Source organism: Shewanella putrefaciens, assembly GCF_016406325.1.
Taxonomy (GTDB): domain Bacteria; phylum Pseudomonadota; class Gammaproteobacteria; order Enterobacterales; family Shewanellaceae; genus Shewanella; species Shewanella putrefaciens.
On the sequence record NZ_CP066370.1, the window covers coordinates 2,467,358 to 2,482,743 of the forward strand.

Below are 15,386 nucleotides of genomic sequence, written 5' to 3' on the forward strand. Positions count from 1 at the left end.
TAAGACACTATTTGGCTCCAGTGGGTATTTTGCGTAAACTGAGCCTAATTGGCGTTGAGGCATAAATGTTATGAGAATTTTGGTTGTTGAAGATGATGTTATTTTATCCCACCACCTAAAAGTACAACTAAGCGATTTAGGCAATCAGGTACAAGTTGCCCTCACGGCTAAAGAAGGGTTTTATCAAGCCACGAATTACCCCATCGATGTTGCGATTGTCGACTTGGGCTTACCAGACCAAGATGGGATCAGCCTTATTCAGCAACTGCGTGACGCAGAACTCAAAGCCCCTATTCTGATCTTAACCGCACGAGTAAACTGGCAAGATAAAGTGGAAGGTCTCAATGCTGGTGCTGACGACTATTTAGTCAAACCTTTTCAAAAAGAAGAACTTGTTGCTAGGCTAGATGCTTTAGTACGCCGCAGTGCTGGATTCGTTAAACCGGTTATCACAAGTGGGGAGTTAAAACTTGATCTCGCCGCAAAACAAGTCACGCTTGCCAATGAAGTGATGGAAGTCACCGCTTTTGAATATTTAATTCTCGAATATTTAATGCGTCATTGCCATGAAGTTGTCGCTAAGCAACGTTTACTCGATGTGATTTATGGCGATAAAGAAGGAGACCCCAATACAATTGAAGTGATGGTGAGTCGTCTACGTAAAAAACTTACCCGAGATGGTATAGATAATCCTATAGTAACAATTCGTGGCCAAGGATATAAATTTAACCTGCCATGCAACTAAAATTTACCTTTAAGAAACGTCTGCTCACGCGGATGTTTCTCACCTCACTATCAATAATCACTTTAGTGGGTTTTGGCTTAGCGTGGATGGTGAATATTCTGCACGCGCAAAATAGTTACAACGAAGAAACTGCCCAACTCATTGCCGAAATACCTCAAGTCGCCGCAGAGTTAAGGGAACATGATCTCATTCCTGATACCAGCGCATGGCTCGAAGAAAATAACAAACAAGAACGCTATGTTATCGCTAGTTGTGATGACAAGTTCAAACAGGTATGGACATCATCACTCGCAGTCGATCGTGGTTTATTTGATACCTGCGAACGTTTTAATGAAATCCGTAACGATTCACCGCCCTATTATCTAACCATGGCGGATGAAAGAGGCTACTTTGTCTATTTACTCGCAGTAGAAATTGCAGGCGTACACTATAACCTGCTGGTGATGAAAGATGCCGAGAAACTTGAACAAGAATACAGTAAATTCAGTAAGCGGACTTACATGCGCTTAGCCATGGTATTGGCCTTAGCCTTAATTTTACTCGTCAGTGCTGCCTATTGGGGAATGCGCCCTCTGGTACTGATGCAAAATGAGTTGCAATCGATCAATGAAGGTAAAACTAAGTCCCTATCAGAGGGTTACCCTGTTGAGTTAGAAGGGGTAACTCAAGCACTGAACCAAATGTTACAACAATCAAGTGCCCAGCAACAACGCTATCAAAATGCGATGAACGATTTAGCTCACAGCCTTAAAACTCGTCTAGCCGCTGTCCATGCCATCACTGACGATACGAGTCTAAGCAAGCAATCTGCTAATGAAAAGATTATGGAGCAAATAAGCCAGATGGATCAACTGGTTAAATATCAGCTCAAGCGCGCGATGCTCGGCCGTCAAGGACTAAAACAAGAGCATACCGCTATAGCACCACTGGTTGATCAGCTTTCGCAGATGCTATTTAAAATTTACCGCGATAAACAAGTTAACTTTACCGCCAAGATAGCACCTAACTTACAGTTTCCAGGTAATAAAGGTGATCTAATGGAACTGTGTGGAAACTTAATGGAAAATGCTTTTCGACTATGTATTAGCCAAGTACAGCTCAGTGCTCATTTTAATGCACTGGGTGAATTTGAATTAATCGTCGAAGATGATGGACCAGGTGTAGAGGAAACACTGCGGCAAAAGATAATCCAACGCGGTGTACGTGCCGATACACAATCGCCAGGTCAAGGTATTGGTTTAGCCGTATGCGATGAAATTGTTCACAGTTATGGTGGGACACTCGATATTGAAGAAAGTCATTTGGAAGGGGCTCTTTTTAGGATCCGCATCCCAGTCTAATCTCTACATACCATGATTAAGCGTATACCGCATATAATTGCTCAGCACGGTTAAACATGACCCAAGATGTTGCAATATATTTATCATTACTGATTGGCATATTGCCACGGTGGGAATGGGTAAACCCTGCTGGCGCTATAACCATAGTGCCTTTTTTAGGACTAATTTTACGTCGTTGGTAGTAAAACTCCGTTTCTCCCCCCTCCTCAACATCATTAAGATAAAACATATAAAACACAACACGGTGTAAGGCCTCATTATGGCCACTTTGTGGAAACTGTTCTGAATGCCAGTGGGGATAACCACCTTTATTACGCTGATATTTTTGAATATTGATACTACCACTGCGATACAAATATTTAACTAGCCCATCAACCTTAGGCAATCCCAACTGAGCAAAATTTGAGGGGGTTAAGGTCGTAGGCTTTCCCTCAGCATCACTTACTGATACCGCCACCGCCCCCATTAATGCCATAGAATACTGAGTAAAATAATCGACAACTCCTTTTAAGGTATAACTTAAAAGCTCATTTTTTAAGGGCTGCATATCGTCAAAATTATCTAAGGTTAAATCTCGGCTGATCTTCTTTTCTGGGTCAACACCATTTCCTGTTTGTCCATCGACAACACCAGTATGTTGATCAAATGCTAAAATCAGACGGTCACACAGGTCATCTGGTAACGCATTAGGGTATACTTCAATAAAGTCCATACATCCTCAATGGTGTAATTGTTTCTATACTTGCTATGCTGACATGCTAGTTAAGTAATTGTAAAGCAGCATTATTGATATCAAATAACACCATTGACTTCGCGATAACAAAAATATGAAAAAAAGCTGTAAAGTGTCAGTTCATCAACTCCAGATAGGTAACTTTGTGCGTTTGCCCGTCGCTTGGAAAGATCATCCCTTTTTATTCAGTAGCTTCCATATAAAACAAGCTGCACAAATTGAGTTAATTAAAAACCTTGGCATTGCACATGTTATCGTCGATCTAGAGCGGAGCGACGTTGAACCTTTGAGTATTGATGCCGTAAACCCGATCAAGTTGCCTCCTGCTCCAGAGATCCATGACCTTAAAAATGACATGGAACTTTACAAGGCTGAGCAAATTGAAGTGCAAAAAAAATTGCGCAGAGATATCCATAAAACAGAACAAAACTTTACTCGCTCAGTGGCGATGATGCGTAGCATGATCTCCAAACTACGTAATCGCCCACTCAACGCCGTTGATGATGCAAAGGATTTAGTCCATAGCATAGTCGAACAGCTACTCACTTCTGACAATTTGGTTCTGCACTTAATGAGTGATGCTAAGCAAGATGAAAGCATCTATTACCATTCATTAAATGTCGCCATTCTATCAATGTTGATTGCGAAAGAGATGGAATGGAGTCGCAGTGAAATTGAAGCGATTGGTTTAAGCGCCCTTTTCCACGATGTGGGTAAACTCAAAATCCCCCCGCAGATCCTTAAAAAATCAACACCTTGGTCAGCGCCCGAACTTAACTTTATTAAACAACATCCATTACTCGGAGTTGAACTACTAAAACTAGCGGAAAACTTTCCACCTAGTGCACTCCCCGCCATTACTAACCACCATGAGTTTCTTGATGGCACTGGTTACCCTAAGGGACTTAAGGAGGCAGATTTGGATCAAATGTCACAGCTTCTTGCAGTAGTAAATGAGTACGACTCACTTTGCTATCCCAACCCGCAAGATAAACCAATGATGCCATACGCGGCTCTGGGGCATTTGTATAAACAATATAAAACGAAGTTAAATCAAGAATATATTGGAAAGATAATCAAAATGCTCGGCATCTATCCCCCTGGTAGCGTAGTGGAATTATCCAGTGGTCAATATGCCATGGTGATGTCAGTTAATCTGCAAAAGCTGCTCTGTCCTAAGATTCTGGTCTACGATGCCCAAGTGCCAAAGGATCAAGCGCCAATCGTCGATCTTGAACTGGAAGGTATTAGTATTGTTCGCTGCCTTCCTCCGGCCGCTCTGCCCGAAAAAGTACATGAATATCTTAATCCCCGTGAGCGTGTCAGTTACTATTTTGGTGGCGATAGCCGTAAGTAACCTGTCATAAAAAAAGCCGAATTAACTATTCGGCTTTGTCTCAATAATCTGGCCTAGTGTTATAACCAGTGTTTACGTTTAAAGAAAAAGTAAGTACCTGCCGCACTAGCTAACATCATTACTATTGCCATTGGATAACCATACTGCCACTCAAGCTCCGGCATACTGCTAAAGTTCATTCCATAGCTACTGGCAATGAGCGTCGGAGGCAGGAATACCACTGCCGCAACCGAGAATATTTTGATGATTTTATTTTGTTGTAATCCACTAAAACCCATCGCCGCATCAAGCAAAAAGTTTAATTTATCGAAAATAAACTGGCTATGGGGCATCAGTGACTCGATATCTGACAACATTTCCCGCAGATCTTTAAGATGCTCATCGGACAATTGTCCACGGTAGTAACGCTGCATATAACGCAGTGAACGCTGAGTATCGAGCAAACTTAGACGAATTTTTCCATTGGAGTCTTCTTGCAAGGTGATCAGTTTGAACACGCTATCAAGTTGATCGTTATCAAATACTTGCTCACCGACATTTTCCAATACGGTATATACGTCTTCGATTAAATCTGAAAGGTAGTCCACTTTGAGATTAAAAAGCTCGAGGAACAACTCCTGTGGAGTAGAAACCTCAAGTCGACCTAAACGTAGGTAGTTACGTAATAAGCGGATAAGTCCTACATCTTCTTCACGGATAGTCAGCAAAAAATTGCTGCGTAAATTAAATGAGACGTTTACACCGCGGACGTCTTGGCCTACACGTTGTGGAAACAGAGAGTTGATATGAAGCCCATCGCTATTTTGATAAAAACGCGCCGACGCCTCAATCTCATTAATATCTTCTTCATCAGGGACTTCTTCAACGGAAAAATGACTTAACCATTCTCGCTCTGCATCATCAGGTTTATAAAGATCTAACCAAATGGTCGACGTGGGAATACTGTCTTGTATACTGATTTCTGCCACGGTGAGGTGACGATTTTCGTAGATATAAGCAGTAATCATTTGTCCTCCTGAAACAAAACCTAAGCGAAAAGGCCACTTAAGTGCAGGCTAAAAAATTGTCGCTAGTTTACCGCATAAGTTAGCAATGAAAAGATGCATAAGATAATTTAGTAAAATAAAGAAAAGTTAATCTTCAATGATCTCTAGGCGCTCAGCCGTTGAAAAACGAATATGTATCCCTTCCACTGTTACCATTTTTGCCTCTGAAATATCCCCCTTGCGGGCTTGATACACACCACTATGAGTCCCAGTGGGTGACACAATAGTCACAGTGACAATTTTATGCTGATCACGCCAGTACCATATACTGTAGCTTAAGGTGCTAATTCCAATCAGTACAAATAATCCCGTCATCAAATAACGCCGCCAAAAAGGTGCATAAGGCACTATCGTTAACCTCTCTTGGTAATGACTTTGGCTTTGAGAACCAACACTTCGTCCTCGCTTTAACAGCAAAAACCAAGCACCGATAACGATCAGTAGAGTGAACAGAATTTTTGTTAGCAAGGAAAGCTCCCGTAAAACCATACGCAGCAGCGCATTATACGCGAGTCAAAATGGATAAACTGCCTGTAAGATCAAGCTTAAAAGGAATAGGTGACAAAAAGAAGAACGCTATCATAGGATGATTCATTACAATATCGATTAAAACGCATCAAATGCTATTGCCATACGTTGAATATGCGCAAGGGAAACATGATGACGATTACGCTCCGCACATAATCGTTGATGCTCGGTATTCAACGGCTCGCCCACAAGTACAATGCGTACTTGATAGCCAAGCGCTTTTGCCACGGCATCATAGGCCATATATTCCCAGTGACAAAGATTAGTGTTATCGCAGATAACAATAGGCTCACTCGATACGAGAGCTTGGATAAACGCGGTTAAATTACGTTGATGGTATTCAGACAATTTTTTCGCATCAAAACGATATTCGTTACCCTGATAGAAAAATGTATCGGTTGAAAAGAGTCCATATTGACGCAGACGAAAAGCCATATCCAAAGGTAAGTTGGCAATATACTGCTCAACCCAATAAGATTTACCGCTTCCAGGCAAACCACGCATAATAATCGCGAGTTTTTGGCTCATATTGTCACCAAGTCGCTACCAATCACTTTACCTGCCAAAATGGTATCAACAAGCCTAGGCACTATATCACCCGCTTTGCCTGTAAGGTGATATTGAAATTGACTGTGTCTATCGGAAGCCATTAAATTCACTTCAACCGTCTGAGCACCATGATGATTTGCGCTATCCACAAACCCTGCTGCGGGATAGACTGTGCCAGAGGTTCCTATTGCAATAAACAGATCGCAACTATCAAGCGCATCATGAATTCGATCCATTCCTAATGGCATTTCACCAAACCAGACCACGTGGGGACGTAAACGCTGAGCGGGAATACAGCAGGTACAGCAATTATCAGGACCAAATGGCTCACGCAAAAGAAAGGTTTGACGCGAACGCGGGCACCGACCTTTAGACAATTCGCCATGCATATGCAACAACCGGCGGGAGCCTGCTCGCTCATGCAAATCATCAATATTCTGCGTTACTATCAATAATTGCCCTACAAACTGCGCTTCTAGTTTTGCTAAAGCCTGATGTGCGGGGTTTGGAGCCACTGCCCCACTATGCAATTGTTGCCAACGGCTATTATAAAATCGTTCCACTAACTCAGCATCACGCTCATAGCCTTCAGGCGTCGCGACATCTTCAATATGATGCTCTTCCCATAAACCATCTTGATCGCGAAAGGTACGTAATCCCGATTCAGCAGAGATCCCCGCGCCAGTTAATACCACTATATGTTGGTACATGCCGATTCCTTTTATTCTCTTTATTATTCTTATTGTCACGGACTTTTATGGTCGTGAACATTATTCCTTGGTATAACCTTACAAAAACTATGCTTGAATTGTCGCAATTTATTGTAATTTCGCGCCAATTAACACAATTTATCTGCATATAAGACCAGAAAGCTAGAACAAAGGTTTAAGTTTTCAATTTCACCCCCTATAATGACAAGCTCTATCCACGGATGAACCTATTGGTTCTGCAATCAAGAGATTAGCAATGACAGATGGAAATCAAGCGCTAAAAAAAGCGGGTTTGAAAATTACCCTGCCACGAGTCAAGATCCTAGAACTGATGCAAGGACCTGAAAATCAACATATCAGTGCAGAAGACTTATACAAGAAACTGCTCGATATTGGTGAAGAAATTGGTCTTGCTACAGTCTACCGTGTGTTAAACCAATTTGATGATGCCGGCATCGTCAGTCGTCATCATTTTGAAAGCGGTAAAGCCGTATTTGAATTGTCGACTCAGCACCACCATGATCACTTAGTTTGCCTATCCTGTGGCAAAGTGATTGAGTTTTCAGATGAAGTTATCGAACGTCGTCAAGATGAAATAGCCATGAAGCATAATATTAAGCTAACTAATCACAGCTTATATCTCTATGGCCATTGCACTAATGACAACTGCGATCACAACGACGAGTAGTCAACCGTCTTTAGCCACAGTCTCTAGACTGCAGGGTGTTAAACACACGAAATCTAAAAACCAGCCGTCGGCTGGTTTTTTATTTAGAGTGATAATTATAATGTTCTGGCGTAAATATTGACCCTATGCCCCATAAATTCACTGTACTCCCGCCAAGACATACCAATGCGTTTAGCCACAGCTTCAGAGGCCACGTTTCCCTCTAAAATTAATGCTATCGTTTTATCAATCCCAAATTGTGGAAATACCTTTAGTGCAGCCTGTGCCGCTTCACTGCCAATTCCCATTCCCCAATACTCAGGAAAATAACGATAACCAATTTCAACTTCGTTAAACTCTGGAATAAACTTCGGCCCACAAAAACCAATCACTTTATTATCGGCCTTGTGCTCAACGGCCCAACGGCCAAATCCGTGTTGTTGGTAATCTGCTTGGATCACATTATGAAATAATACTTCGGCCTGCTCACGGGAAGTAAAAGCCGCTGTGGGAATGTATTTCAGCATGGCAGGATTACTATTCATCAAATACAGCGCCTCAATATCTTGCTCTGTAAATGGCCTAATAATTAAGCGTTCGGTCTGCGTTATCATCTCAACTCCCTATACCACTGCTGAAAATAAGGCGTAAAGTAACACACTTACTTTACGCCAATTGATTAGCGGTGAAAATCGCCACTACGCTCTGGTTGATATACAATCTCTTCAATACGAACCTTAACCATAGTGCCGCCAGGACCTGGCCATTCAATATCATCACCTTGTGATAATCCAAGCAATGCGCTGCCTACCGGGGCAAGAATGGAAATAGTTCCTTCGCCATTAGCATCCTTGGGATACACTAACCGTAGACAAAAAGTATCGTTACTGGATGAAACACTAAATTTAACCAACGAGTTCATTGTAACGACATTGTCAGGCATTTCGGTCGCGGGGACCATCTCAGCTCTATCAAGTTCAGCCTCTAATGCCGTTTTCCCTGGAAATGCATTCGCTGGTAGTGACTCTAATAATCGTTCTAATCTTTCCAAATCGATTTCAGAAATAATAATGTTAGGTGTATTCACAGTCTTTCCCTCATTAAAAAACCTGATGTAGTAGCCCATAGCGGTGACAAACATCAAACCATTGCTTACCCTTTCCTTGCGATAAGCGCCATAAAAAATAACTACGCTTACAGCACTAAGCTGCAATCGTGTCGTATAAAAAAGTTAAGATTGGTTGCTGAAACAGCATTGATGCCATAAACACTAAGCTTACGGTTATAGGCTCAACTAGGACTCATTCGCGCCAAGAGACAAGCTGCCAATATCCTAGAGTATACTTTAATCTAACCCGTTAAAGATAAAATATCTAGTCTTCATGGTGTTAGCTCAATCCCATTCCCATCATTTGCTGGGTTTCATCACGTAAATGACCGCCAATAAAAAAGGCGCCTTAGGCGCCTTTTAGTGTTTAAACGGTTAGCTTACCAACCTGTTTTAGCACGTAGCGCTTTGCCGATATCCGCTAACGAGCGGACTGTGGTCACACCCGCCGCTTCTAAAGCTGCAAACTTGTCGGCAGCAGTACCTTTACCGCCAGCGATAATCGCGCCAGCATGGCCCATACGCTTACCAGCAGGTGCAGTGACACCGGCAATGTAAGAAACTACAGGCTTAGTCACGTGAGCTTTGATATAAGCCGCCGCTTCTTCTTCAGCAGTACCACCGATTTCACCGATCATCACGATGGCTTCAGTCTGTGGATCGTTTTGGAACATTTCCAATACGTCGATGAAGTTAGTACCTGGAATTGGGTCACCACCAATACCTACGCAAGTAGATTGGCCGAAACCTTCGTCAGTGGTTTGCTTAACCGCTTCGTAAGTCAAAGTACCTGAACGAGAAACGATACCCACTTTACCTTTTAAGTGGATATGACCTGGCATGATGCCGATCTTACACTCACCAGGGGTGATAACACCTGGGCAGTTAGGACCGATCATACGAACGCCAGTTTCTTCAAGCTTCACTTTCACTTGTAGCATATCCAGTGTAGGAATGCCTTCAGTGATACAAACGATAAGCTCGATGCCACCATCGATTGCTTCAAGAATAGCGTCTTTACAGAAAGGTGCTGGAACATAGATAACAGAAGCTGTTGCGCCAGTTGCTGCAACCGCGTCTTTCACTGTGTTAAACACTGGTAGGCCTAAATGTTCAGTCCCACCTTTACCAGGAGACACACCACCGACCATTTGCGTACCGTAATCGATAGCTTGCTGTGAATGGAATGTACCTTGACCACCGGTAAAGCCTTGGCAAATTACCTTGGTATCTTTATTGATTAAGACAGACATTATTTGCCCTCCGCAGCTTTAACTACTCGTTCAGCCGCATCAGTCAGACTGGTAGCTGCAATGATATCAAGACCAGATTTTGCCAGAACTTCACGGCCTAATTCAGCGTTAGTACCTTCTAAACGCACCACAACTGGAACCTTAACGCCCACTTCTTTAACGGCGCCAATAATACCTTCAGCGATCATGTCACAACGTACGATACCGCCGAAGATGTTAACCAGAACCGCTTTCACATTGCTATCAGACAGAATGATTTTAAACGCTTCAGCAACACGTTCTTTAGTCGCACCGCCGCCTACGTCGAGGAAGTTTGCTGGCTTGCCACCGTGCAGGTTAACGATGTCCATCGTACCCATAGCAAGCCCTGCACCGTTCACCATACAGCCAACGTTACCGTCTAATGCTACGTAGTTCAGTTCGAACATCGCTGCGTGGGCTTCACGGGCGTCATCCTGTGATGGGTCGTGCATTGCTTTAACTTTTGGCTGACGGAACAGTGCGTTACCATCGATACCAATTTTACCGTCTAGGCAGTGCAGGTTACCTTCAGTGGTGATAACCAGTGGGTTGATTTCAAGTAGCGCAAAATCGTGATCAACGAACATCGTCGCCAGACCCATAAAGATCTTAGTGAACTGTTTCATTTGAGTTGGATTCAAACCCAGTTTGAAGCCAAGATCACGGGCTTGATATGGCTGTGGGCCTGTTAGCGGATCGATAATCGCTTTGTGAATGAGTTCTGGCGTTTCTTCTGCCACTTTCTCAATTTCAACACCACCTTCAGTTGACGCCATAAACACGACGCGGCGTGTGCTACGGTCAACGACTGCGCCTAAGTACAGTTCGTTAGCGATGTCGGTGCAGCTTTCTACTAAAATTTTAGCAACGGGCTGGCCTTTCTCATCTGTTTGATAAGTCACCAGATTTTTGCCTAACCAGTGTTCGGCAAAGGCTCTGATTTCTTCTTTATCGCCAGTGACTTTAACGCCACCCGCTTTACCGCGGCCGCCAGCGTGTACTTGACACTTAACAACCCATAAATTTCCGCCAATACGGCCTGCCGCTTCTACAGCTTCTTGGGCTGTATCACATGCAAAACCTTCTGACACTGGTAAACCATATTCGGCAAATAGGGATTTTGCCTGATACTCATGCAAATTCATGATGATCTATCCGTATACTTCTAATCAATTCCAACTGGCCCTAAAGGGCCAGTCACGAGGGTATGTCTGGCTTTTTCTTAAAGATCGAGCAGCAGACGTGTTGGGTCTTCGAGGAAGTCTTTAATCGCAACCAAGAAACCAACAGACTCACGGCCATCAACAATACGATGGTCATATGAGAGTGCTAGGTACATCATGGGCAGGATTTCAACCTGACCATTGACTGCCATTGGACGATCTTTAATGGCATGCATGCCTAAAATCGCACTTTGTGGCAGGTTAAGGATCGGTGTAGACATCAGTGAACCGAAAACGCCGCCGTTAGTCACGGTGAAGTTACCACCAGTCATATCGGCAACCGTCAGTTTGCCATCACGGCCTTTGATAGCGAGATCGCGTACTGCTTTTTCAATTTCAGCAAGACTCATAGTATCTGTGTCACGTAAGACAGGTGTTACCAGACCACGTGGTGTTGATACAGCAATGCTAATATCGAAATAATTGTGATAAACAATATCATCGCCGTCGATTGATGCGTTCACTTCTGGGAAGCGTTTCAGGGCTTCTGTCACCGCTTTCACATAGAAAGACATAAAACCTAAACGGATGCCGTGGCGCTTTTCAAAGATATCTTGGTACTGCTTACGGATATCCATGATGGGCTTCATGTTCACTTCGTTGAACGTCGTGAGCATAGCGGTAGAGTTTTTCGCTTCTAATAGACGGTTAGCGATAGTTTTACGTAAACGTGTCATAGGTACACGTTTCTCACTACGGCCTTCTGCTAATGGCGCAACGGCAGGTGCTGCAGGAGCCGCTGCTTTGGGCGCCCCTTTTGATGCAGAGCTAACAAAAGCTTCAACGTCTTCTTTAGTGATACGACCGCCTACACCTGTACCTTTCACTTTGCTAGCATCAATATTGTGCTCTGCCAGTAAACGACGTACAGATGGACTTAACGCATCATTACTTTCATCGCTTGTTTCAGCAACCGGTGCTGCCGCTTCAGCTTGAGCTTTAGTGACTTCTTGACCAGCAACAGCCCCCGCGATGAACTTAGCAATCACTTGTTCACCAAGTACGGTATCGCCCTCTTGGAACAGAAACTCACCAATGTGGCCATCTTCAGGTGCAACCACTTCGAGTACAACTTTATCTGTTTCAATATCAACAAGATTTTGATCACGAGAAACATGCTCACCCACTTTAACGTGCCAAGTGGCAATCGTAGCATCGGCAACAGATTCTGGTAGTACGGGTACCTTGATTTCGATACTCATGAAAAACGATCCTTTTATAAAATGTCTATTACTACAGTTTCAATGCACTGTTCACTAAAGATTCTTGCTGATGTGCGTGCAACTCAGGGTAACCACACGCGGGTGCAGCCGAGGCTTCACGACCAGCATAGGTTAACTGTGCACCAGCAGGAATCGCGGCCCAGAAGTGATGTTGACTAGAATACCAAGCACCTTGGTTTTGCGGTTCTTCCTGACACCAAACGAAATCTTTCACATGTTGAAAATCAGCCAAAGCAACGATCATTTCATCATGTGGGAACGGATATAACTGTTCGACACGGATAAGCGCTACATTAGTGATATTTTCTTTACGGCGTTTTTCCAGTAGTTCAAAGTAAACTTTACCGCTACAGAACACAACGCGATCAACCTTGCTCGCTTCCAACGTATCGATTTCACCGATCACGTTCTGGAAACTCCCATTGGCTAACTCTTCCATGCTTGAAATCGCTAATGGATGACGTAGCAATGACTTAGGTGACATCACCACCAAAGGACGACGCATTGGACGCACCACTTGGCGGCGCAACATATGGTAAACCTGTGCTGGTGTTGACGGTATACACACTTGCATATTGTGGTTAGCACACATTTGCAAGAAACGCTCTAAACGGGCGCTTGAATGCTCAGGGCCTTGACCTTCATAGCCGTGGGGTAACAACATAGTCAGACCACATAAACGGCCCCACTTCTGCTCACCGGATGACAAGAACTGATCGATAACTACTTGTGCACAGTTAGCAAAGTCACCAAACTGCGCTTCCCAAATCGTTAAACCACCGGGTTCTGCTGTGGCATAACCATACTCAAACGCCAATACAGAGGCTTCAGATAATACTGAGTCAGTAATATCAATTGGGCCTTGTTCATCAGCAATATTGCGCAATGGCATGTAAGTCGTGCCATCGTTTTGATTGTGCAGCACCGCGTGACGATGGAAGAAAGTGCCGCGGCCTGAGTCTTGACCTGTGATACGTACGCGCTGCTTATCCTCTAAAATCGAAGCATAAGCTAAGGTTTCTGCAAAGCCCCAATCGAGTGGTTTCTCACCTTTTGCCATTGCAACACGGTCGCTATAAATCTTAGCCACACGAGATTGCAAAGAATGACTCTCAGGCACATAACTCAACTTATCAGCAAGACGTTGCAAGCGTTCCATTGACATAGAGGCTTGATATGCTTCATCCCACTCACGACCAATATGAGGTGTCCAGTCAACAGAATGCAACGTCATTGGACGCCATTCTTTTACGACACAATCACCCTGATCTAACGCGTCACGATAGTTGTTAACCATACCTGTCACGTCATCGGCAGCGATGGTATTTTCAGCAATCAATTTATCAGCATAGATCTTACGTGGTGTAGGGTGTTTCTTAATTTTGGCATACATCAACGGCTGAGTCGCACTTGGCTCATCCGCTTCGTTATGACCATGACGGCGATAACAGACTAATTCAACCACCACATCACGTTTAAATTCATTACGAAAATCAACGGCCAACTGGGACACAAAAGCAACCGCTTCAGGATCATCAGAGTTAACGTGGAAAATAGGAGCCTGCACCATCTTAGCAATATCGGTACAGTATTCAGTAGAGCGCACATCCGCATGATTAGAAGTGGTGAAACCAACTTGGTTGTTTACCACAATACGGATACTGCCCCCCACTTTAAAGCCACGGGTTTGAGACATGTTAAATGTCTCTTGTACTATACCTTGACCAGTAATTGCGGAGTCACCGTGGATAGTGATTGGCATAACCTGTAGGCCATCCTTACAACCACGACGGTCTTGGCGCGCACGCACAGATCCCATCACCACTGGATTAACGATTTCAAGGTGCGATGGGTTAAAGGCCAGTGCTAAATGCACATTGCCACCCGGAGTTTCAAAATCAGACGAGAAACCTTGGTGGTATTTTACGTCACCGGATCCTAAGTTATCGTTATGCTTACCCGCAAACTCATCAAACAAATCAGCTGGACGTTTACCGAGTATATTCACTAACAGGTTTAGACGTCCGCGGTGAGCCATACCCACAACGATCTCTTTAGTGCCTGCCTCACCTGCGCGATAAATAATTTCACGCATCATAGGCACTAACGCATCACCACCTTCTAAGGAAAAACGTTTTGCGCCAGGGAATTTAGCGCCTAAGTATTTTTCAATACCTTCTGCCGCATTTAATCCTTCAAGGATCCGAGTTTTAACACTCTTATCGTAGTTGGCTCTACCTAAGGACGGCTCAAGACGCTGTTGGATCCAACGCTTTTCATCGGTATCGGTAATATGCATATATTCAGCACCGATAGAACCGCAATAGGTGGCTTTCAGTGCTTTTACTAGATCCGCCAGCTTCATGGTTTCGCCACCATGAGCAAAAGAACCGGTATTGAATTCGCGCTCCATGTCTTCTTTAGTCAAACCATGGAAGGCGGGATCTAAATCGGCAACAGGTTCACGTTTCCACAGTTCAAGGGGATCAAGGTTAGCACCTTGGTGGCCACGGAAACGATAGGCGTTAATTAACTGTAGGACTTTAACTTGTTTAGCGTCCATTTCAGGATCGGTCACACGAGCAAAACTCTTATGACGCCCTTCTAGGGCTAAACTGCGAAAATAATCACGTACTTTTGAGTGAGCAGCTTCAGGCGCATCTTTAGCAGCACCGTTCACCGGAGGGAGATTATCAAATACCGCACGCCAATCGTCAGAGACTGACTGTGGGTCCTCTTGATAGGCTTCATACATCTCTTCTACGTAGGTCGAATTTGCACCACTTAAGTGAGATGATTCGAGCCAGGCTTTCATGATGCCTTGGTGCATTTCTATTCCTTTCAAACTTTATACACGTGCTTAGCCATAGTATTAAATATGCA

The 15,386-nt window shown here is 43.8% G+C and carries 15 protein-coding genes; 4 read left to right on the forward strand and 11 right to left on the reverse strand.

Translation table 11 applies throughout. From position 1 onward, the window contains the following. The first annotated feature begins 70 nt into the window (after positions 1–70). Together JEZ96_RS10985 and JEZ96_RS10990 are read left to right on the forward strand one after the other, a co-directional pair. Complete coding sequence (locus tag JEZ96_RS10985; RefSeq protein WP_011789087.1) at positions 71–745, forward strand: response regulator; 675 nt, start codon at positions 71–73, stop codon at positions 743–745. Continuing rightward, positions 736–2,085 (forward strand): ATP-binding protein, encoded by a 1,350-nt coding sequence (locus tag JEZ96_RS10990; protein ID WP_011919441.1) that lies wholly within the window; start codon positions 736–738, stop codon positions 2,083–2,085. The genes JEZ96_RS10985 and JEZ96_RS10990 overlap by 10 nt, the downstream gene beginning before the upstream one ends. A 16-nt stretch (positions 2,086–2,101) precedes the next feature. Here the strand turns inward: JEZ96_RS10990 and JEZ96_RS10995 are convergent, their stop codons facing one another. After that, a complete protein-coding gene (locus JEZ96_RS10995; protein WP_061783425.1) occupies positions 2,102–2,797 on the reverse strand; it encodes a 2OG-Fe(II) oxygenase in 696 nt (231 codons plus the stop codon). Between the two features lie 115 nt (positions 2,798–2,912). Between JEZ96_RS10995 and JEZ96_RS11000 the strand changes: the two genes are divergently transcribed. Further along, entirely contained in the window at positions 2,913–4,175 is a 1,263-nt protein-coding gene (locus tag JEZ96_RS11000) for an HD-GYP domain-containing protein (RefSeq protein ID WP_011789084.1), read from the forward strand. A gap of 59 nt (positions 4,176–4,234) precedes the next feature. Here JEZ96_RS11000 and corA read toward each other — a convergent pair whose 3' ends face one another. From corA to cobB, 4 genes are all read right to left on the reverse strand, one after another. After that, the gene (corA, locus tag JEZ96_RS11005) at positions 4,235–5,182 is read right to left on the reverse strand and encodes a magnesium/cobalt transporter CorA (protein WP_011789083.1); all 948 of its coding nucleotides are present in this window, start codon (positions 5,180–5,182) and stop codon (positions 4,235–4,237) included. A gap of 126 nt (positions 5,183–5,308) precedes the next feature. After that, positions 5,309–5,689, reverse strand: a complete 381-nt coding sequence (locus JEZ96_RS11010; RefSeq protein ID WP_025007796.1) for a hypothetical protein — start codon at positions 5,687–5,689, stop codon at positions 5,309–5,311. A gap of 138 nt (positions 5,690–5,827) precedes the next feature. Further along, positions 5,828–6,277, reverse strand: coding sequence for an ATP-binding protein (locus JEZ96_RS11015; RefSeq protein WP_025007795.1), 450 nt, complete (start codon positions 6,275–6,277; stop codon positions 5,828–5,830). Continuing rightward, positions 6,274–7,008 (reverse strand): Sir2 family NAD+-dependent deacetylase, encoded by a 735-nt coding sequence (gene cobB / locus JEZ96_RS11020; RefSeq protein WP_025007794.1) that lies wholly within the window; start codon positions 7,006–7,008, stop codon positions 6,274–6,276. The genes JEZ96_RS11015 and cobB overlap by 4 nt, the downstream gene beginning before the upstream one ends. A 256-nt stretch (positions 7,009–7,264) precedes the next feature. Between cobB and fur the strand changes: the two genes are divergently transcribed. After that, positions 7,265–7,696: a ferric iron uptake transcriptional regulator gene (gene fur / locus JEZ96_RS11025; RefSeq protein WP_011789079.1), complete on the forward strand. Its 432-nt coding sequence runs from the start codon at positions 7,265–7,267 to the stop codon at positions 7,694–7,696. Positions 7,697–7,791: 95 nt separating this feature from the next. On the opposite strand, the gene JEZ96_RS11030 is transcribed toward fur, so the two are convergent. The 6 genes from JEZ96_RS11030 to sucA all read right to left on the reverse strand — a co-directional run bounded on the left by JEZ96_RS11030 (position 7,792) and on the right by sucA (position 15,333). Continuing rightward, the gene (locus tag JEZ96_RS11030; protein ID WP_011789078.1) at positions 7,792–8,289 is read right to left on the reverse strand and encodes a GNAT family N-acetyltransferase; all 498 of its coding nucleotides are present in this window, start codon (positions 8,287–8,289) and stop codon (positions 7,792–7,794) included. A 65-nt stretch (positions 8,290–8,354) separates the two neighbouring features. Further along, on the reverse strand, positions 8,355–8,762 hold the full coding sequence (rnk, locus tag JEZ96_RS11035) for a nucleoside diphosphate kinase regulator (RefSeq protein ID WP_128090065.1): 408 nt from the start codon (positions 8,760–8,762) through the stop codon (positions 8,355–8,357). 401 nt (positions 8,763–9,163) lie between these two features. Continuing rightward, positions 9,164–10,036 (reverse strand): succinate--CoA ligase subunit alpha, encoded by an 873-nt coding sequence (gene sucD / locus JEZ96_RS11040; protein ID WP_011789076.1) that lies wholly within the window; start codon positions 10,034–10,036, stop codon positions 9,164–9,166. Next, positions 10,036–11,202, reverse strand: a complete 1,167-nt coding sequence (gene sucC / locus JEZ96_RS11045; protein WP_011789075.1) for an ADP-forming succinate--CoA ligase subunit beta — start codon at positions 11,200–11,202, stop codon at positions 10,036–10,038. Before sucC ends, sucD begins: the two co-directional genes overlap by 1 nt. Before the next feature lie 77 nt (positions 11,203–11,279). Next, positions 11,280–12,482, reverse strand: coding sequence for a 2-oxoglutarate dehydrogenase complex dihydrolipoyllysine-residue succinyltransferase (odhB, locus tag JEZ96_RS11050; RefSeq protein WP_061783386.1), 1,203 nt, complete (start codon positions 12,480–12,482; stop codon positions 11,280–11,282). Between the two features lie 31 nt (positions 12,483–12,513). Next, on the reverse strand, positions 12,514–15,333 hold the full coding sequence (gene sucA, locus JEZ96_RS11055) for a 2-oxoglutarate dehydrogenase E1 component (RefSeq protein WP_011789073.1): 2,820 nt from the start codon (positions 15,331–15,333) through the stop codon (positions 12,514–12,516). Positions 15,334–15,386 lie beyond the last annotated feature (53 nt).

Bases quoted from the DNA above. Each gene is read 5' to 3' on its own strand.
- JEZ96_RS10985 (WP_011789087.1), top strand. From the start codon at position 71: ATGAGAATTTTGGTTGTTGAAGATGATGTTATTTTATCCCACCACCTA.
- JEZ96_RS10990 (WP_011919441.1), top strand. From the start codon at position 736: ATGCAACTAAAATTTACCTTTAAGAAACGTCTGCTCACGCGGATGTTT.
- JEZ96_RS10995 (WP_061783425.1), bottom strand. From the start codon at position 2,797: ATGGACTTTATTGAAGTATACCCTAATGCGTTACCAGATGACCTGTGT.
- JEZ96_RS11000 (WP_011789084.1), top strand. From the start codon at position 2,913: ATGAAAAAAAGCTGTAAAGTGTCAGTTCATCAACTCCAGATAGGTAAC.
- corA (WP_011789083.1), bottom strand. From the start codon at position 5,182: ATGATTACTGCTTATATCTACGAAAATCGTCACCTCACCGTGGCAGAA.
- JEZ96_RS11015 (WP_025007795.1), bottom strand. From the start codon at position 6,277: ATGAGCCAAAAACTCGCGATTATTATGCGTGGTTTGCCTGGAAGCGGT.
- cobB (WP_025007794.1), bottom strand. From the start codon at position 7,008: ATGTACCAACATATAGTGGTATTAACTGGCGCGGGGATCTCTGCTGAA.
- fur (WP_011789079.1), top strand. From the start codon at position 7,265: ATGACAGATGGAAATCAAGCGCTAAAAAAAGCGGGTTTGAAAATTACC.
- JEZ96_RS11030 (WP_011789078.1), bottom strand. From the start codon at position 8,289: ATGATAACGCAGACCGAACGCTTAATTATTAGGCCATTTACAGAGCAA.
- sucD (WP_011789076.1), bottom strand. From the start codon at position 10,036: ATGTCTGTCTTAATCAATAAAGATACCAAGGTAATTTGCCAAGGCTTT.
- sucC (WP_011789075.1), bottom strand. From the start codon at position 11,202: ATGAATTTGCATGAGTATCAGGCAAAATCCCTATTTGCCGAATATGGT.
- odhB (WP_061783386.1), bottom strand. From the start codon at position 12,482: ATGAGTATCGAAATCAAGGTACCCGTACTACCAGAATCTGTTGCCGAT.
- sucA (WP_011789073.1), bottom strand. From the start codon at position 15,333: ATGCACCAAGGCATCATGAAAGCCTGGCTCGAATCATCTCACTTAAGT.